Below are 18,593 nucleotides of genomic sequence, written 5' to 3' on the forward strand. Positions count from 1 at the left end.
TTTTTTGCAAAAGTCGTATCTTACCGGCACATCAAGATGTGCCAGTTTTTATTTTATGGATAGTCCAGTTTCTGTGCCTTATCGTAGTTTTGTTATCGTGGATCGCCTATCTGCCACACCCGTATACCTACAGGTTGCGCACCAGTTGATCAATGCCATTCAACGCGGATACCTGATGGATGGGCAGAAATTGCCGGGAAGCCGGCGTATGGGGGTTTTATTGGGACTGCATCGGAACACGGTGGTGGCCAGCTATGAGGAGCTTGAAGCACAGGGATGGACGGAAACCCATCCAAGTCGAGGTACGTTTGTCCGGAATGGAAAAACAGAGAAAGCCCATAGGCTTAACAACCGGGGATTGGCTTTCTACCCTACGCAGACAGGCTTTCCTTTCAAACGATGGACGGTGTTGGACAATCCGTTCGACCAGACGCAGGCTCGGATCAGTCTTGACGACGGGCTTCCTGACGCCCGATTTTCGCATGTCGGTTACTTATCGCGGCTGCTCCAGGTAAATATGAAACGTAAAGGAAATCAAAGGAAATTCGGGTATAGAAACCTGAACGGAAGTGAATATTACAAAGAAAACCTGGCCAATTTCCTGAACCTGACGAGGGGGCTACATATCTCGAAAAGAAACATATTGGTCACGCGCAGTCTCGAACTGAGTATTTACCTGGTTGCTGAGACCCTGATTTCACCCGGAGACCGTGTGGTTGTGGGCGAACTCAGCTATTTTGCTACCAATATGATCCTCCAGAAAGCAGGAGCGGATATCGTCACGGTGCCGGTCGACAATGAAGGCCTTGACATTACCGCCGTCCGTAGGCTTTGTGAAACCAGCCCGTTCAGAATGCTGTACATTACGCCCCACCATCATTACCCGACAACCGTGGTGCTGAGTGCGCAGCGCCGCACCGAATTGCTGGAACTGGCTGGGAGATACGGGTTTATTATTCTGGAGGACGATTATGATTACGATTTCCACTACGAAGGCAGTCCGCTGTTGCCTCTGGCCAGTGCCGACACGGAGGGTATGGTGGTTTACGTAGGCACCTTCGGGAAGTCGATGGCCCCCGGTTTTCGGTCCGGATTTGTGATCGCCCCTACCAATTTAATCGATGAGATGGATAAGCTGCTTGGAATCATGGATAGGCATGGAGACACGCTTACGGAGTTGGCGCTGGGGGAGATGATCGCAGACGGTGAAATTCACCGCTATCTGAAGATGGCTCTGAAGGCGTACAGAACCCGCCGTGATCACCTGGTGTGGTTGCTAAGGGAACGGTTGAATGGCCACTTGGATTTTGACGTGCCAACCGGTGGACTGGCGATTTGGACACGCTGGTCGAATCAGTGCAACCTGATGCAATTCCGGAAAGCCTGTGCTGCCCGCGACCTGTTTTTACCCCGCTATCTGCTTTACCAGTCGGCGCAGTACGCGGGTATCCGGCTGGGATTTGGCAGTCTCTCCACAGACGAACTTACGGAGGCGGTTGGCCTCATGGAAGAGGCGGTCAGTGCCACTCTTCGCGGCCGATGATCTTCTGTCGGCCAGGAGGCAAATGAATAGTGTCCAACGCTGAAGACGTTGCGGTGAGGTGACGGATATCAGGCTGTCCGGCGTCCACCCAGGCCGAAAACCAAAAACATCCGATCGCATGTATGGCCCCGCGCATCCGCCGTTCGACCATTCCTTGGAGGGCATCGTGATAGGCTCCTGCATAGGCATCGGAATAAGTCTTGATCAGTATGTTGTTCCGTTCGATGTAGCCGAATTTACGGTCGGGTGGAAATGCGGCATTCAGCGCTGCTTCGATGTTCAATACCGAGTCTACCAGCGCGTGGCTTTCCTGCACGATGCGCCAGGCCTCATCTAAGGGAGAATTCACATATCGGGCCTTTCCCACCCAGAAGTCATACCGATCAGCAAACAATTCCGGTAAGCGGCTCTCCCAAAACGCATGGATACCCACTTGACCAGTCTTCTGTCCGTTATAATTGCTGGTGGTGTGCAGAGGGACATGCGCATCAGCAAGGTAATGGCCGATATCAGACGAATGACGCAGGATCCGGGGAAGGTCTTTTTCGCCGAACGCTTTTGTCAGGGCATAATAACTTCGGTTTATCTGCCAGGGAAGAATGCCGGAAAGAAGCAAACGCCGTTCGGTGAATTTTTCCACAGCGGCGGTCCAATGTACCGGTATCGTGTCAAAGGGATATTCGCCGTATTCATCTGCATCGATGAAATGCCGAGATGACTCGGCCGTGTCTACGTAGCAACGTTTGTCCGCATCGACGGCGTGTTCCGTCATGTAATCTATGCGAGGCTTGTAAAAGCCAGCCATGTTTGCAGGTAGCGTAAATACAGCCATCCGATTAATGAGCTTATGGGCATGGAAACCCCACGAGGAAAGCAGAATGACGGCCAAAGCGGCGATTGGTAATAGGTAGATTCGGTTCATTCGCTAAAACTAAAATAAGGAAGGAAAGATTACAAATTGTTTATCCGTTTTTAACAGTGAAGTAACCTAAGTTGGCGTTATTAGAATATAAATTAACACATAGGGTAATGAAGAAATTAATTCATTGGTTCACAAGTTTGAAAAGCCGTATTTTTTTGCGTTTTTTGGCGTCTGCATTCAGGCACTGAAAAGGGAAGTTAATAGCTTTCAACTTTCAACTATGAAAATACTTTACGCAGTACAGGGGACGGGAAACGGGCATCTCAGCAGGGCAATGGATGTCGTTCCGTGTCTTCAGAAGCGGGCTGACGTAGATGTATTGGTAAGCGGAATCCAAGCCGATCTGGAACTGCCGTTTGCTGTAAAATACCGCATGCATGGCCTTAGCTTTATTTTTGGGAAAAAGGGTGGAGTAGATCTCTGGAAAACTTTTATGAGTTCTACCGTTAGGCGGTTAGTCCACGAGGTTAATACATTGCCTATCGAAAATTACGACTTGGTCATAAACGACTTTGAACCGATATCGGCTTGGGCCTGTAGCACCCGTGAAAAGTTATGCATCGGCCTTAGCCACCAGGCTGCAGCAATGGACGTCCAGGCACCCAAACCCAAAGACCAGGATATGCTGGGGAAGTTTATTATGCGTAATTACGCGCCGGCATCGATTAACTATGGCTTTCATTTCAAGCGGTATAATGATCGAATATTCACCCCGGTCATCCGTCAGCAGGTACGCCGATTGGATGTAAGGGACCTCGGCCACTATACCGTTTATCTTCCGGCATATGACGATGCTCGATTGCTTAAGCAATTGATGCGTTTTCCCGATATCCGGTGGGAAGTGTTTTCAAAGCACAACAAAACGCCGTTTGTATTGCGCAACGTGAGTGTTCAGCCCATTGCCAATGAAAAATTCATCCAGAGCATGGCGACCTCCGCAGGTGTGCTGTGCGGTGCGGGCTTCGAGACACCGGCCGAAGCGCTTTACCTCCGCAAAAAGCTATTGGTTGTTCCCATGAAAAACCAATACGAACAGCACCTTAATGCCGCTGCGTTAGGGGAACTGGGGGTTCCCGTGATTAAAAGTTTGAAACCCAAAAACGATGTCGCGATTGAAGCGTGGCTCAATAGCAGACATGCCGTTGCGGTAGACTATCCCGATTGCACGCAGGCAATCGTTGATGATTTATTGGAGGTACACCTGCCTAAAACAGTTGTGTAGTCTATGGTAAAAGAAGATTTCGGACCCCATTTCGAATGGGGTGTTTCCAGCGCCGCCTTCCAGACAGAGGGAGCCTGGGATGCCGACGGCAAAGGGCCATCCATTTGGGATGTTTTCACGAACCGGAAAGGAAAAATCAAAGGTGCGCAGCATGCTTGTACGGCGTGTAATTTTTATTATGGCTATCAGCAGGATATCGCATGGGTGCGGAAACTGAACATTCCCAATTTCCGGTTTTCCATCGCTTGGCCACGTGTCTTTCCGAAGGGCGTGGGAAAACCCAATTTGAAAGGGTTGGACTTCTATAATCGGGTGGTGGACGGTTGTCTGGAGCAGGGAATTACGCCTTGGGTTACCCTCTATCACTGGGACCTGCCACAGGCGCTTCAAGAGAAAGGCGGGTGGACCAACCGCGACATTCTGTCGTGGATGGAGGAATACGCTGGGTATGTTGTCAGTCGTCTTGGTGACCGGGTGAAGCGTTGGATGGTACTCAATGAACCTGCCGTCTTTACCGGTGCAGGCTATTTTTTTGGCGTCCACGCGCCGGGGTTAACCGGGGTCCGCAATTTCTTTCCAGCAGCACATCATGCGGCACTCGCTATGGGACGGATAGGCCGTCTCATTCGGTCGGAAGTGCAGAATGGCGAAGTTGGTACTACGTTTTCCTGTTCGAGCATCCACCCGGCAAGCAGTCGCCGCCGCGATGTTGACGCCGCGATACGGGCCGATGCACTGATTAACCGGCTGTTTATTGAGCCGGTTCTTGGATTGGGGTATCCTACCGCCGATTTGAAAGCGTTGGCCGCCATCGAGAAGTATATGCAGGCCGAAGATGAAAAGGCCTTGCCGTTTGATTTTGATTTTATAGGCATCCAAAATTATACGCGCGAAGTCGTGGCAAGTTCCCCGTTTGTGCCATATCTGCAGGCACGGCTGGTGCCGGCTATAAAACGCAAGGTGCCTGCCATCACAGCCATGGGGTGGGAGGTGTTTCCGCCGGCCATTTATGAAATGATTAAGAAATTTAGTTCATATCCGAATATTCCCAAGCTGATCGTCACGGAAAATGGGGCGGCATTTGCAGATACGGTGTTGGATGGTCAGGTAAAAGACGCGGAGCGGAAACAATACCTGATAGACCATCTTGCCCAGGTACTTCGGGCAAAACAGGACGGGCTGAATGTCCATGGTTACTTCGTTTGGACGCTTACCGATAACTTTGAATGGGCCGAAGGTTACCATGCGCGGTTCGGCTTGGTTCATGTAGATTTCGATACACAACAGCGGATCGTAAAAGATTCTGGGAAATGGTATCGCACTTTTCTCTCCCGATAACCGCCGCAAACTCACCCATTCGCTGCGCTTAGGTGTTAATCCCTCGGAAATACCTACTATTGGGTATTGGATGACGTGTGTAATTCCCGTTATTTTGTCTCTGGTAAATATCAGAAATCAGAATCCATTCATTACTAAAACAAAAAAATGAAACATTTACTAACCTATCTGTTTTTTGGCGCGCTCTTGATATCGCTTGGTTCATGCTCAAAAAAGGGAAACCCCACGATAGAAGAAGACCATCCGTTGATCGGTACCTGGGAGGCAGTGAGAGCAGTTGAACGCGAATACATCGGCGGTGAATTGTCGTACGAAATTGATACCGAAAATCCGGATGATGGTTTCACCTTTGATATGCGTATTCAGTTTATCGATGAAAACCGGGTTCGTGTCACAGGGGATGATATCGATGGGACAATCGAAACAACCTATTCCTTGTCCAACGGCGGCAAGACGTTGTCGGTCAACGACGTTGACGGGACATTTGCGGTTATTCAAATCAAAAAATTGACCGCGACGGATATGGAGTGGTTTATCGAGGGGCATGCGAATGTCGAAGGAGACGATGCGGCCCCCCAAACCGAACGGTATGAGGCTGAGATCTATCTAAAGAAGGCCAACTGATCGACTTTTTTACCTTTTTTGTCGGCAGCAAAACCCCGGGGTTTTTGCTGCCGCTTTTTTTGAGTGTTTGTCACCTCAATGACATTTCAATCTCACCAACGCTGAAAAATAATCCGACTTGCTCATCATGGCACGATTTTGTACAGGAATTTTCCAGCATTCGTACATTTCTTTGCGTGTTATATTTTTAGATAGTCAGTGGCGGAGTTTCTTGATTTTTTGAACAACCTAACCAATCCTGATTGGATTGTTGCACATGGTGGACTGTATTTATTGTTGTTTATTGTCTTTGCGGAAACCGGAATCCTGGTTGGTTTTTTCCTTCCCGGAGACCCGATTTTGTTCATTGCCGGTATTATTATCGCCAACCTCACACTGGGGCCGGTAGATTCCGTATTGACACTGTTGTATTGGATCGCGCTGATTTCGGCAGCCGGTATCGCGGGTAACTTTTTGGGATACTGGAGCGGTAAATATTTTGGGCACCGCTTACTCAAGATGAAAGACAACTGGCTTTTCAAAAAAGAGTACATCTTCCGTGCCCAGGAGTTTTACGAAAAAAGAGGTGGGGTAGCCATTATTCTTGCGCGTTTTCTCCCCGTAGTGCGGACATTTGCTCCCATTGTTGCCGGTATCGTCGAAATGGATTTCAAAAAATTTGCATTTTACAACGTAGTTGGCGGCATCCTATGGGTTGGTAGCTTGGTTACGCTGGGTTATCTGCTGGGTGAAAATGATTGGGTACAGCGAAACCTTGAATACGTAATTATGGGGATCGTCATCGCTGCTACCGCGCCCGTACTGGTTAAGATGATTACGGGAAGAAAGAAAAAAGTCGTACCGGTAAACGAACAAGTTTTGGAAGAAGAGTATTAGCTTTGCACAAATCTTATTTTATTTTGTGCTCATGGATACCGACACAGCAGCGGCTACCAAACAGGCTTCCGCAACCATTTACCCCGTATTATTCGCGCTGAGTTTTTCGCATCTGCTCAACGATACCATCCAGTCGCTCATTCCGGCTATTTATCCGATCGTTAAAGACTCTTTTCATCTGAGCTTTTCGCAAATCGGTGTAATTACCTTGATTTTTCAGTTGTCCTCGTCCTTACTGCAGCCATTGGTAGGCGTGGTTACCGATAGCCGACCGTATCCCTACGCCCTGCCGGTGGGTATGGGGTTCAGCCTTGCCGGATTGGTGATGATGGCTTTTGCATCCAGCTATTCCTGGATACTCGTTGCGGTAGCGTTTGTGGGGGCAGGATCTTCCGTATTTCACCCCGAAGCTTCCCGTATGGCCTATATAGCGTCTGGTGGCAGACGTGGTTTTGCCCAGTCGTTGTTTCAGGTAGGCGGAAATGCAGGTAGTGCCATCGGTCCGTTGTTAGCGGCAATGCTGATTGCGCCTTTTGGCCAATTTAATGTCATCTGGTTTTCGTTTGCGGCATTGGCTGCCATTGTAATTCTTTACCGGATTGGAAAATGGTATAAACCCAAGTCCATTCGTAATTATATCCTTCGTAAGCATAAAATCAAGGAGGTCACACACCAATCGCTGCCCCGTGGAACGGTCATCTTGTCCATCGTTGTATTGCTGGTGCTGATTTTTTCCAAATATTTTTACATGGCTAGCCTTACCAGCTACTATACGTTCTATCTGATGGATAAATTCGGAGTTTCCGTTCAGCATTCCCAATTGTATTTATTTGTCTTTCTTTTTGCGGTCGCGGCGGGTACGATGATCGGCGGACCGGTAGGGGATCGGATCGGGCGGAAATATGTAATCTGGATTTCCATTCTCGGTGCTTCACCATTTACGCTAGCCCTTCCTTATGCCAACTTGTTTTGGACCGTTATTTTGTCCTTTGTGATCGGGGTGATTATCGCCTCTGCATTTTCAGCCATTCTGGTCTATGCCCAGGAACTGTTGCCCGGTAATGTCGGAATGGTGTCGGGACTGTTTTTTGGGTTTGCATTCGGCATGGGCGGCATAGGTTCGGCCGTGTTGGGAAAACTCGCGGATCACCACGGGATCGATTACGTATATCACTTATGTGCGTTTTTGCCGCTGATTGGTATTGTCGCCGCGTTTTTACCGAACCTTGCCAAACGGTCACGTTAGCTCTTTAATCAAGGCAGGCGGCTTGAACAACGTTAGGAAATCTGCCTGATGTTAGAATAGGCTCATCAATAATTTGAAGAAAACGGCAATGGACAAAAATAAGTGTGTATATTTGACACGACTAATTATTTTTTCGATGAATTTTTTACGTATGGCAGCCGCCGGTTGCCTGGTACTGACTGCCGGTTCGGCATATGCCCAACAGCCCCACACCGCAATTCCATTAAAAAGTCGTGCTGATTCCATAGCGTACGCTTTCGGCGCTTCGATTGCCCGGGACCTGAAACGAACGGGTATTGAAGAGTTAAACGCTACCGTTTTGGCCCAGGCGGTGACCGATGTATTGACCGGAAAAGCGGCCAACTTTGACGAAACCGAGGAGCGTGAGCTGATTATGGAGGCCATTACGGCCGCACGCGAAAAGATGAATGCGCAACTAAAGCAAAAAGCCGATGCATTTATGGAAAGTAATAAGGTGAAACCCGGCGTGGTTTCCACGTCCTCGGGCCTTCAATACGAGGTTATTCGTCAGGGGACCGGGGTGAAGCCCACACTTTCAGACACCGTTACGGTGCACTATAAGGGACAGCTCAGTGATGGCAAGGTGTTCGATAGTTCAATCGACCGGGGTGAACCCGCTACCTTTACACTTGACCGGGTCATCGAAGGCTGGCAGGAGGGAATCCAACTGATGCCGCAAGGCGCTCAATATCGCATTTACATACCCTATAATCTCGGATATGGAGAACGGGGAGCCGGACAGGATATTCCGCCTTACAGCGCCCTGATATTTGACGTTGAGCTCATTTCGGTAAAAAAGGCAACACAAGCGCCCAGTGTAACTGATTCCATCGAGGAGCCGGCTAACTAATTTCCCAGGTAACGTATGGAAATGAATCCGTTAGGTACATCCGATTTACAGATCAGCCCCGTAAGCTTCGGTTGCATGTCACTGGGTGAAAATGCAGCTTTGTACAGGGATCTGCTGCGGAAAGCCGCGGAGGCAGGTATCAATTTTTTCGACACAGCGGATTTATATCAAAAGGGATTGAATGAGCTTTATGTGGGGGAAACGCTAAAGCCCATACGTAAGGAGGTTATTCTGGCAACCAAGGTAGGCAACCAATGGCGACCCGATGGCACCGGATGGGATTGGAACCCGAGCAAGGCGTACATTCTGAAATGCGCTGAACAAAGCCTAAGACGGCTTAAAACCGATTACATCGATCTGTACCAATTGCACGGCGGTACGATTGATGATCCGATTGACGAAACCATAGAAGCCTTCGAGTTGCTGAAGAAGCAGGGGAAGATCCGCTGGTATGGTATTTCGTCAATCCGGCCTAACGTGATCCGGGAATACGTGAAGCGCTCGAACATCGTCAGTGTCATGATGCAGTACAGTTTGCTTGACCGCCGACCGGAAGAAGCCCTATTGGATCTGCTGCATCAACATGGCATCGGCGTAATTTGCCGGGGTGCCGTTGCGCAGGGACTGCTGCTGGGCAAGCCGGCGGCGAACTATCTGCAATATACCGACGGCGAAGTAGCCCGGGCTGCAAAAACCTTGGCAAAGGTAGCCACGGAGTCGGGGTTGAGCAAATTGGAGGTGGCGCTGGGATACGTTTGGGCGCATCCGGCGGTGGCTACAGCGGCATTAGGAATGCGCACCTCGGCGCAATTGGACGATGCAATTCTGGCGCTGCGCCATGCCAAGCCGCTTTCCGATGTGCATCGGGCAACATTACGTCAGTCGGTGCGGTCATTTCACTACGACCTGCATCGGTAATGCCAAATTGGAGCAAACGCAAAAAACAGATTAGAAATCAATAAACACTCAAAATGAAAAAGCAGTTAAGATTAGTAACCATCGTGGGGTTTGTTATGCTCGCTGCCGGTATAACGACGTCATATGCCCAGCAACCGGAAAAAAAGTTGGACTGGTACCTTTCCGCACAGACCTATTCGTTCAATCGGTTTAGTTTTTTTGAAGCCGTCGATAAGACACTGGAAGCCGGTTTACATAGTGTGGAAGCCTATCCCGGACAGAAACTGGGTGGAGGAATGGAAGGAACGATGGATTATAAAATGGACGCAGCCCAACGTAAGGCGATTTTACGCGCATTAAAGAAGAAAAAGGTGAAGCTGTGTGCATTCGGTGTGGTAAACGGCAATACCGAGGAGGAATGGAAACAGATATTTGAGTTTGCCAAGGCAATGGGTGTTAAGGTAATCAATTCCGAACCCGATGAAAAGTTTATGCCCTTGATTGGTCAGCTTGCCAATCAATATAAAATCAAATTGGGCATCCATAACCACCCGCAACCCTCACACTATTGGGATCCGAAAGTGGTGTTGGCTGCGGTAGCGAAGGCCAATAGCCCCTACGTAGGCGCCTGCGCCGATATCGGACACTGGGTGAGATCCGGCTTGGATCCAGTGGCCAGCCTGAAGCAATACGAAGGCCATCTTGTCAGTTTGCATTTTAAGGACTTATCCGAGAAATCGCGCAATGCACACGATGTACATTGGGGTACCGGCGTGTGCGATGTCAAAGCGGTAATAGCCGAATTAAAAAGACAGGGATTTAAAGGGAATATCTCAGCTGAATACGAACACAACTGGGAAAACAACGTCGGCGATGTGGCCGCAAGTGTGAAAAACTTCCGTGCAATCCTTACGCAATAAATCTGTCGCAAGTTATGCCAAAAAGCCACACTATTGTGGCTTTTTTTGCGCAAGCAGTTTTTCCAGATCTTCGGGGGTATCCACCGCAAGTGTTTCAAAGGAGGTCTCGGCAGTCTGGATGTGATAGCCGTTTTCCAGCCATCTAAGCTGTTCCAGCGATTCCGCGCGTTCCAGGGAAGAAACCGGGAGTTTTGTCAACTCAGCCAAGACTTCTGTCCGGTATCCGTAGATGCCGATGTGTTTGTAATAAGTGTGTGAATAGGGCCAATCCTGCGAAGGCGCATTGCGGAAATAGGGAATGGTCTGCCTACTGAAATAGATGGCTTTTCCAGTGCTATCGATCACCACTTTCGGAATATTCGGATTGAATAGTACATCCATGGTGGTGATCCGTTTGATCAGGGTGGCAATCTGTACTTCGGGCTTCTGAAAACAATCGACCAATAAATCGATCTGTTCCGGATCGATGTACGGCTCATCACCCTGTATATTGATGGCTATGTCGAATCCGGGTGTCAGGGCGATCACTTCTGCACAGCGATCCGTTCCACTTTGATGAGCTTCGGCTGTCATTGCGACCGGCGCTCCGAAAGATCGTACGTGTTCTTGTATGCGTTCGTCGTCTGTGGCAACAATGACTTCGTCCAGCCGCTTACTTTTGATGGCCTGTTCATAAACACGCTGGATCATGCTCTTCCCTGCAATGTCTACAAGGGGCTTTCCGGGAAAACGGCTGGAAGCGTAGCGAGCGGGAATAATACCGATGGTTTTACTTGGGGACATGGGAATGCTAAAACAAACCAAACAATTCGGTTTCTATCCTCTGGATCACAAACCCCAGGTCATCCCGATTGTTGGCGAAGTCGAGTTTGTCTTTGTCCAAAATGAGTAATTTTCCGTCTTTGTAATTCTTGATCCATTTCTCATACTTGGCATTCAGCTTGGACAGGTAATCCAGCCGTATGTTTGCTTCATATTCTCGTCCCCGGGTCTGAATGTTTTCCACCAGCGTAGGGACGGACGCCCTAAGGTATATAAGCAAATCGGGCGGTTTGATATAAGAAATGATGCTCTCAAAAATATTGCTGTAATTCTCGAAATCGCGGGCGCTCATCAAGCCCATGTCGTACAGGTTCTCGGCAAAAATGTAGGCGTCTTCGTAAATCGTCCGGTCTTGGATAATGTTGGTTTCCTTTTGCTGCAATTGAACGATGTGCCTGAACCTGCTATTCAGAAAATAGATTTGCAGGTTGAATGCCCAGCGTTTCATATCGCTGTAAAAATCTTCCAGATAAGGATTGTCATCAACCGCCTCGAATTGCGGTTCCCATTTGAGGTGGTCGGCCAACAGCTTGGTAAGCGTTGTTTTTCCGGCTCCGATATTTCCTACGATGGCAATGTGCATGCTAAAACTTCCTAAAACCGATGATTTCGCGAACTTCGGCTACGGTTTTACGAGCACTTTCCCGTGCCTTTTCATTTCCGTATCTGATTACTTTGCTAATATAGTCGTTATCATTGGAAATATCATGGATGCGTTCCCGGACAGGGGCGGTGGCTGCAATCATGTCTTCGGCCAATTGCTTTTTGAGATCCCCGTAGCGGATTTGACAGGTATCATACAATTCGTTGAAATGGGCTACCGTGTCGGAAGTGGACACGGCTTCCATCAACGTGAAGAGGTTTTGGATCGCTTCCGGTTTTGGCTGGTTCGGAACGGTTGGTCCGCTGTCTGTCACCGCCCGCATCACTTTCTTCCGGATCGTTTCCGGCGAGTCAGATAAATACACGGCGTTACCTTCGCCTTCGGATTTGCCCATCTTTCCTTTCCCGTCCAACCCCGGTATTTTGACAAGCTGTTTGCTAAATGAAAAGGCATGGGGTTCGGTAAAATAATCGGTCCGATACAAACGGTTAAATCGATTGGCAAATGTACGCGTCATTTCCAGGTGCTGTTCCTGGTCTTTGCCTACGGGAACTTTGACCGCATGGTGCAGCAGGATGTCTGCCGCCATCAGGACCGGATACGTAAGCAGTCCGGCATTGACGTTGTCCGGATTCGCACGTACCTTATCCTTGAAGGATGCTGCCCGTTCCAGTTCACCGATATAGGCGTTCATGTTGAGGTATAGATAGAGTTCTACCACTTCTGGCACATCGGATTGGATGTAAATCGTAGCCACTTCCGGATCGATACCTGCAGCGAGGTACTCCACCATAACCTGCCGGACATTGGCGTACAAATCTTCCGGCGTGGGGTGGGTTGTCAGTGAATGCAGATCAGCAATGAAAAAATAGCAATTGTATTCATGCTGCATTTTAACAAAGTTTCTGATTGCGCCGTAGTAGTTTCCCAAATGAAGCTTCCCGGTACTGCGGATACCGCTTACAACTGTTTCCATAATGGCGGCGAAAATACGGAAATTATCCGCTAATTTGAATAAGCCGGAGCGGGCGATTGGTCATTGTATTGTCAATGTGGATAATCAAATCATTGTTTAGTGGCGTGTTTATGGGCTATTATCGTTATTTTTGTCGTTCAATGGAATAAATCGGTGAATATGGAAACACTTGTAAAACCGACATACAGAAAGCCGGGACCGGATGACTTTTTTAAGAAACTCCAAAAAGAAGTGCAGGAGAAGGTGTTGGGTGATAAGCGCATCCAGCGTCGGAATGTACTGAAAACCTATTTGTTGCTTTTCCTTTATGTTGGATTTTATTCGTGTATATTGTTATTCGGAAATCATACCCCGCTGTTGTTTCTGTTTTACATCCTGCTGGGTTTTTCGATGATTATGCTGTTCATTAATGCATTCCACGATGCCGCCCATGGCGCTGTATTTAAAAAGCGGAAGCATAACCAGCGGTTCATGTATGTGCTCGAGTTTTTCGGAAGCAACAGTTGGCTTTGGGGAAAACGGCATAACGTGCTTCATCACCCTTACCCGAATATCCAGCATTGGGATACCGACATCAAGCAGAGCGACTTGGTACGGATATTTCCGGACAGCGAATACCTGAATCAGCACCGGTATCAACATATTTACATGTTTCTGTTGTACCCGCTGTATACACTCAATTGGTTATTCATCCGTGATTTTAAGGATTTTTTCGGCACGAAGGACAATTATGTAAAACGGATTATGAAAATTCCGCGTATTGAGTATTACAAATTGTTTGCGGCGAAAATCTTCAATCTGTTTTATTTGGTTGGCGTCCCCATTATGGTGCTGAGCCAACCTTGGTATGTCGTCGTGCTGGGGTGGTTGTGCATGCATATTTTCGGAAGCTTGCTAGGGGTTATTGCGTTAATCTCCACCCACGTAGATGAGACAGCGATTTTCCCCTTGCCGCCGGCAGACGGGAAGATGGACGTAACCTGGGCGGAACATCAGATGATGGTGACCAAAGACTTCAGTGCGGATAACCCCTTGGCTAATTTCCTGTTTGGTGGCTTTACGCATCACGTAGCGCACCATTTATTTCCGCATGTGGCACATACGTATTATCCGTATATCACGCCGATTATCAAGCGGTATGCTAAGGAATATAACTTACCGTACACATGTTATCCGGCAATCAAGGCCGTACGGTCACATTTTGTGTTGCTGAAGAAACAGGGGGCTGCTGAAAATTTATTTCAGCACGGCGAATTATAGTTTTTACAGGTTTTTGGCCTCTTCCCAAAAAACGTCCATTTCCGCAAGCGTCATCTCTTTCAGGTTCCTGCCAGTTTCTTTTGCACGGGCTTCGAGATGGGCGAAACGTTTGATGAATTTTTTGTTGGTCCGTTCCAGCGCGTTTTCAGGGTTAATGCCCACAAACCTGGCGTAATTGACCAGCGAAAACAGGAGGTCACCGAATTCAGCTTCAGCCCTTTCGGTATTGATGGCTTGTGCTTGGGAAACGTCAAATTCGCGCTTGAACTCTGCCAATTCTTCTTCCACTTTTTCCCATACCTGCGTTTTCTCTTCCCAATCGAATCCCACGCCACGTACCTTATCCTGTATCCGGTAAGCTTTTACGAGCGCGGGTAGCGAGCGAGGTACCCCGGCCAATACAGAGGTGTTCCCTTCATTGAGTTTGAGCTGCTCCCAATTGCGCTTCACTTCGTCTTCATTACGGACGTCCACATCCCCATAGATATGCGGATGCCGGGAAATCAACTTCTCACATACGGTGTTCAATACATCGACGATGTCAAAAGCTCCTTGTTCCTCCGCAATGCGGGCATAAAATACGAGATGCATCATCAGGTCACCCAATTCCTTTTTTACTTCGGGGAGATCGTTGTCCAGAATGGCGTCACCCAGTTCGTACATTTCCTCAATGCTGAGATGGCGCAGGGATTCCATGGTTTGTTTCCGATCCCATGGGCAATCCGTCCGCAGGGTATTGAGCACCGTTAATAGACGTTCAAATGCTTTGGCGGGCGTTTGCTGGGGGGAAGGCGGGGTATGGGGCATATATGTTGTTTTTGGGCAAAGATAGTGAATTCAACGTAGCCGCGGTGCATGCTTGGGCTGCAAACTCGTCGAAGAACGCTAAGTTTCTTTAAACGCTTGCTTCCTGGCGGACTCCCTGTATTTGCAGTTGCAATATCAGGTCCGTAAGTTGGCTAACGATACCTTCCAGCGCAGTTCGCTCAGGTAATTCGTTATTGCGGACGTCGATTTCCATTTTCCGTAGCTGGAAGGCAATTTTGTCGGCACCGATTTGCGCGGTGCGTCCGGCAAGGCGATGCAAAAGCAATTCGACGCCCGGTAAATCCTGAGTTCGATAGTTTTCTTTCAACGCGCTGATATCGTCGGTCGTGTCACGGATATACAGGGCGATGATATCATTGGTTTGCTTTTCGTCGTCGGCAAATTGCTGGATGGTTGTGCGCGTTTGCGTTGATGCGGTCAGCGGAAGCGTTATATTCAGCAAGCGCAGCAAGTCCGCCTCCTTGAACGGTTTGAGCAACAATCCGTCAAATCCCTGAGCGAGGATGTGCTCCTGCTCTTCGGGCAGTACCTGCGCCGTACATGCATAGATCGCTACATCCTCCGTTCCGATCTTTTTACGCAATTCGCGGTTTAGCTGCATCCCGTTCATTTCAGGCATCCGGATGTCCATCAAGACGGTTTTAACCAGCGGGTCCCAGTCGGCCGATAATACTTCGGTAGGAGAGGTGAAGCAGCGATAGGAAACGTGATATTTGCTGAGTATATTTTTGCAGAGCCCCAGGATCAGGCGGTCATCGTCGATGATCCATACACGTCCCTCAAATGGTTTTTGAGCCTGTTGAACAGCATTGGGAGTCCTTTCGGGAGTTAGGGAACTCGCTGTTTTAAGCGGAAGATTCACTTTGAAAACCGATCCATACCCTTTTTTGCTTTCCACGCGGATATCGCCCTGCATACTTTCACAGATCGCCTTGACAATACTCAATCCCAGTCCGCTGCCGAAATGTTCTCCCGAGTTGGCATTTTCCGATTGCTCAAAGTCGTTGAATATGCGATCCAGGTCGTCCGCAGGTATTCCCTTGCCGGTGTCTTTCACAACAATGTTTAATTCGGTCTTTTCCGCGTAGACCACCGTGCTCACGTTGAGGGTCACCTTACCCCGATCGGTAAATTTGATGGCGTTACTCAACAGATTGAACAAGATCTGTTTGATCCGGAAAGCATCGCCGATCACCTCCCCGAATCCCAGAATCCGGGTATTGAACTCCAACGTCAACCCCTTGGTCTGTGCCTGCGTCTTCATCACCGCAACCACGTTGTTCGCCAAATCTTCCACGGAGAAAGGCTTTTCGTTGAGCACAATCTTGCCCGAGGTAATCCGGCTGTAGTCCAAAATTTCATTGACGATTTGAAGAAGGTGTTCTGACGATTGGTAGATCGCATCAATTTTGGCATCTTCCTCCGAATGTTCCTGCTTCAACTGTTCCGAATAACCGATGATGGATTGAAGTGGCGTACGCAGCTCATGGCTCATGTTGGCGAGGAAGCGCTGTTTGGCAGCGGCATGATATTCCGCTTCCTCTTTTGCTGCTTCCAACGCTAATCGGTAGGCGTTGTTACGGCGGATATCCCCCAGGATTAAGTACAGCATAATGGCCGTGATGACGAAAAATGCCAGGATAATCGCGCTTATTCGCCAAACGCTATCATTTACGACCGACATGGCCTGTTGATTGTCTATTTCCATTTGCTGCATCGCTTCATTTTCTACAGAATGAAGGATGCTGAGCATGTTACTGATTAAGGCATTACTGGCAATGGTCAGTTCCATTTCCCGGCTTACGAATTGTTCTCGCTGTTGCTGCTGAAGTGTCTCGAAGCGCTGAACCGCGCTATCGATACGGGCCAGCGTGCTATCGCGTCGGGTGCCCCGGATGGTATCGACTATGGTTTCCAATTCTTCCTCCACCATCCGTCGCTCTTCTACGACGGGTAGGGGCTGTTCCTGCTTTTTACGTCCGAAAAGGCGGGAGAAAAAGCCGCGGTCATCGCTATCGATAGGTATTTGGGTTACTGCGCTGGTGTCTCCGGCAATGGTAGTTGTGCGGCGTTTACGTTCGGTGGTCACCACCTTGCTGTCGGGTGCCGGTTCGTATAAAATACTACTAAGAGACTGCAATTGTTCCGAAAACTCGCGGCTATCCACCACCTTTTCTCGTACCTTTACGTAAGATTTGAACAGGTTGTCCCGCTGCTGCAGCAACGCCTTGATCGAATCAATCCGGGCTTGTTGTACGGCACTTCCTTCGTATGAGTGACTAAGGGAGTCCAACGATAATAGGATTTTAGCCGATTCCCGTGAAAAGCTCTTATAAGAAGTGCCGTTTTCCAGAAACGCTTGGGAACGTTGCAATTGGTCCAGCCGCATGATATCTCTGGATATCCGGCTCACATGTTCTAATTTGGGATCGGGAGTCGTAATGCTGTCCACGGTGTCCATCATTTCCGTGAAGGCCACGCGGCTGATCACCCATGCCAATACCAATGCAATCGCGCAAGAGACAAACACAAAAATGACCTTGCGCCGCACACTTCCCGTGGATTGTATATTTTGGGTCGGCATGACTAATTCCCGATTTTACGTAAAGTTACCAAAAATTATGCTAAAAATGATTGAGGTTAGAATGTAGGTGGATTTGAACGAAGATCGGAATCCAAAAAATCGGTAATCATCGGTATCAGCCAATCCGTCCGCTGCATCATGCCGATATGGGTTGTGCCCGGTAGGATGGCAAGCCTCGACTTGGGCAGTCCGTGTATATCGCCCATTTTCCCGCCCCCTTTTGCCCGGAATAGTTCCAGCGCATGCTCATATTGCACTCCATCGGCATCGCCAATGGCCATAAAGATGGGGGCTTGAATGTTTTTAACGTCCGCCGACCAATCATAGGGCTTGAGGTCTATGCCGATTACCTTTTTTACGAATTCCGGGAAATGGGCCGGGTCATTTCCCAGGCTGTCATACTGCGTTCTAATGGGGGAACCCTCGAACATATCTGCGGTAAACGTACCGAAGCTGGCTTCTACGTCAGGCCACCACCCGTCGTGCGTATACGTACCTGACAAAATTACCAGTCTGCGAACCTGTTCCGGGTGACGCACAGCGGTTTGGAATGCCACCCCGCCGCCCATACTATACCCCAATATGTCCGCGCTGTCTATATCGAGGTGGGTAAGCAGTGCGGACACGTCGTCTGCCATGCCTTCATAGCTAAGTTCACGGGGTATATCCCGCGTTCGGCCGTGCCCCTGCATTTCGGGCACAATTAGTTTCCGGTCGGTTGCCAACAGCGGAATGATGTGCCCCCAGTTCAGAGGTATATTCATAAAAGATCCGTGGAGCAATACGAGCGGCTTTCCTTGACCATATACCTCATAGTACAGGTTTAACCCGTTCACCGCGGCATAGCCGCTATCCACTGGTGCTGTGTACCGGGCGCTAACGGTATCTTGCGGTTCCGTCGACAGGTTTTGATCTTTTGGCGATTTGGGTTGGCACGAGGCCGTTACTAGGGTAACCGTAGTAAGATAAAGGCCGGTTCTGAGAAGCTTGTTCATATGTCTTGTTATTTTGTATACGACAAATTTCGGCAACAATAGTTCGCCGCTTACTGTGCATATGC

17 protein-coding genes are annotated in these 18,593 nt (G+C 48.9%); 10 read left to right on the forward strand and 7 right to left on the reverse strand.

All coding sequences use genetic code 11. From position 1 onward, the window contains the following. Nucleotides 1-55: 55 nt before the first annotated feature. The gene (locus tag ACFQRK_RS02410) at nucleotides 56-1,543 is read left to right on the forward strand and encodes a PLP-dependent aminotransferase family protein (RefSeq protein WP_379003257.1); all 1,488 of its coding nucleotides are present in this window, start codon (nucleotides 56-58) and stop codon (nucleotides 1,541-1,543) included. Here the strand turns inward: ACFQRK_RS02410 and ACFQRK_RS02415 are convergent. Then, on the reverse strand, nucleotides 1,518-2,465 hold the full coding sequence (locus ACFQRK_RS02415) for a zinc dependent phospholipase C family protein (protein ID WP_379003258.1): 948 nt from the start codon (nucleotides 2,463-2,465) through the stop codon (nucleotides 1,518-1,520). The genes ACFQRK_RS02410 and ACFQRK_RS02415 overlap by 26 nt on opposite strands. 220 nt (nucleotides 2,466-2,685) lie before the next feature. Between ACFQRK_RS02415 and ACFQRK_RS02420 the strand changes: the two genes are divergently transcribed. The 8 genes from ACFQRK_RS02420 (at nucleotide 2,686) to ACFQRK_RS02455 (ending at nucleotide 10,459) form a co-directional block, all read left to right on the forward strand. Continuing rightward, nucleotides 2,686-3,687, forward strand: coding sequence for a glycosyltransferase family protein (locus ACFQRK_RS02420; RefSeq protein WP_379003260.1), 1,002 nt, complete (start codon nucleotides 2,686-2,688; stop codon nucleotides 3,685-3,687). Between the two features lie 3 nt (nucleotides 3,688-3,690). Continuing rightward, nucleotides 3,691-5,025: a GH1 family beta-glucosidase gene (locus ACFQRK_RS02425; RefSeq protein WP_379003263.1), complete on the forward strand. Its 1,335-nt coding sequence runs from the start codon at nucleotides 3,691-3,693 to the stop codon at nucleotides 5,023-5,025. Between the two features lie 147 nt (nucleotides 5,026-5,172). Continuing rightward, entirely contained in the window at nucleotides 5,173-5,649 is a 477-nt protein-coding gene (locus ACFQRK_RS02430; RefSeq protein ID WP_379003265.1) for a lipocalin family protein, read from the forward strand. Between the two features lie 198 nt (nucleotides 5,650-5,847). After that, complete coding sequence (locus tag ACFQRK_RS02435; protein ID WP_379003267.1) at nucleotides 5,848-6,525, forward strand: DedA family protein; 678 nt, start codon at nucleotides 5,848-5,850, stop codon at nucleotides 6,523-6,525. 31 nt (nucleotides 6,526-6,556) lie between these two features. Further along, a complete protein-coding gene (locus ACFQRK_RS02440; protein WP_379003269.1) occupies nucleotides 6,557-7,771 on the forward strand; it encodes an MFS transporter in 1,215 nt (404 codons plus the stop codon). 136 nt (nucleotides 7,772-7,907) lie between these two features. After that, nucleotides 7,908-8,642 carry an FKBP-type peptidyl-prolyl cis-trans isomerase gene (locus ACFQRK_RS02445; protein ID WP_379003270.1) on the forward strand — a complete coding sequence of 245 codons (735 nt, stop codon included), beginning with the start codon at nucleotides 7,908-7,910 and terminating at the stop codon, nucleotides 8,640-8,642. A gap of 21 nt (nucleotides 8,643-8,663) precedes the next feature. Further along, nucleotides 8,664-9,560 carry an aldo/keto reductase gene (locus tag ACFQRK_RS02450; RefSeq protein WP_379003272.1) on the forward strand — a complete coding sequence of 299 codons (897 nt, stop codon included), beginning with the start codon at nucleotides 8,664-8,666 and terminating at the stop codon, nucleotides 9,558-9,560. Nucleotides 9,561-9,613: 53 nt separating this feature from the next. Next, nucleotides 9,614-10,459 carry a sugar phosphate isomerase/epimerase family protein gene (locus ACFQRK_RS02455; protein WP_379003273.1) on the forward strand — a complete coding sequence of 282 codons (846 nt, stop codon included), beginning with the start codon at nucleotides 9,614-9,616 and terminating at the stop codon, nucleotides 10,457-10,459. A 30-nt stretch (nucleotides 10,460-10,489) separates the two neighbouring features. Here ACFQRK_RS02455 and kdsB read toward each other — a convergent pair whose 3' ends face one another. From kdsB to trpS, 3 genes are read right to left on the reverse strand one after another with little or no spacing between them, the layout of a single operon-like run. Continuing rightward, complete coding sequence (gene kdsB, locus ACFQRK_RS02460; RefSeq protein ID WP_379003275.1) at nucleotides 10,490-11,242, reverse strand: 3-deoxy-manno-octulosonate cytidylyltransferase; 753 nt, start codon at nucleotides 11,240-11,242, stop codon at nucleotides 10,490-10,492. A gap of 7 nt (nucleotides 11,243-11,249) precedes the next feature. Further along, the gene (locus ACFQRK_RS02465) at nucleotides 11,250-11,864 is read right to left on the reverse strand and encodes a deoxynucleoside kinase (RefSeq protein ID WP_379003277.1); all 615 of its coding nucleotides are present in this window, start codon (nucleotides 11,862-11,864) and stop codon (nucleotides 11,250-11,252) included. Between the two features lies 1 nt (nucleotide 11,865). Then, complete coding sequence (gene trpS, locus ACFQRK_RS02470; protein WP_379003279.1) at nucleotides 11,866-12,861, reverse strand: tryptophan--tRNA ligase; 996 nt, start codon at nucleotides 12,859-12,861, stop codon at nucleotides 11,866-11,868. A 159-nt stretch (nucleotides 12,862-13,020) separates the two neighbouring features. Between trpS and ACFQRK_RS02475 the strand changes: the two genes are divergently transcribed. Beyond that, nucleotides 13,021-14,121 carry a fatty acid desaturase family protein gene (locus ACFQRK_RS02475; RefSeq protein ID WP_379003281.1) on the forward strand — a complete coding sequence of 367 codons (1,101 nt, stop codon included), beginning with the start codon at nucleotides 13,021-13,023 and terminating at the stop codon, nucleotides 14,119-14,121. 3 nt (nucleotides 14,122-14,124) lie between these two features. Here ACFQRK_RS02475 and mazG read toward each other — a convergent pair whose 3' ends face one another. The 3 genes from mazG to ACFQRK_RS02490 all read right to left on the reverse strand — a co-directional run bounded on the left by mazG (nucleotide 14,125) and on the right by ACFQRK_RS02490 (nucleotide 18,528). Beyond that, the gene (gene mazG, locus ACFQRK_RS02480) at nucleotides 14,125-14,928 is read right to left on the reverse strand and encodes a nucleoside triphosphate pyrophosphohydrolase (protein WP_379003283.1); all 804 of its coding nucleotides are present in this window, start codon (nucleotides 14,926-14,928) and stop codon (nucleotides 14,125-14,127) included. Nucleotides 14,929-15,016: 88 nt separating this feature from the next. Further along, nucleotides 15,017-17,533 (reverse strand): ATP-binding protein, encoded by a 2,517-nt coding sequence (locus tag ACFQRK_RS02485; RefSeq protein ID WP_379003285.1) that lies wholly within the window; start codon nucleotides 17,531-17,533, stop codon nucleotides 15,017-15,019. Between the two features lie 56 nt (nucleotides 17,534-17,589). After that, nucleotides 17,590-18,528: an alpha/beta fold hydrolase gene (locus ACFQRK_RS02490; RefSeq protein WP_379003287.1), complete on the reverse strand. Its 939-nt coding sequence runs from the start codon at nucleotides 18,526-18,528 to the stop codon at nucleotides 17,590-17,592. Nucleotides 18,529-18,593 lie beyond the last annotated feature (65 nt).

It is taken from the genome of Parapedobacter sp. GCM10030251 (genome assembly GCF_042666505.1).
Lineage (GTDB): Bacteria > Bacteroidota > Bacteroidia > Sphingobacteriales > Sphingobacteriaceae > Parapedobacter.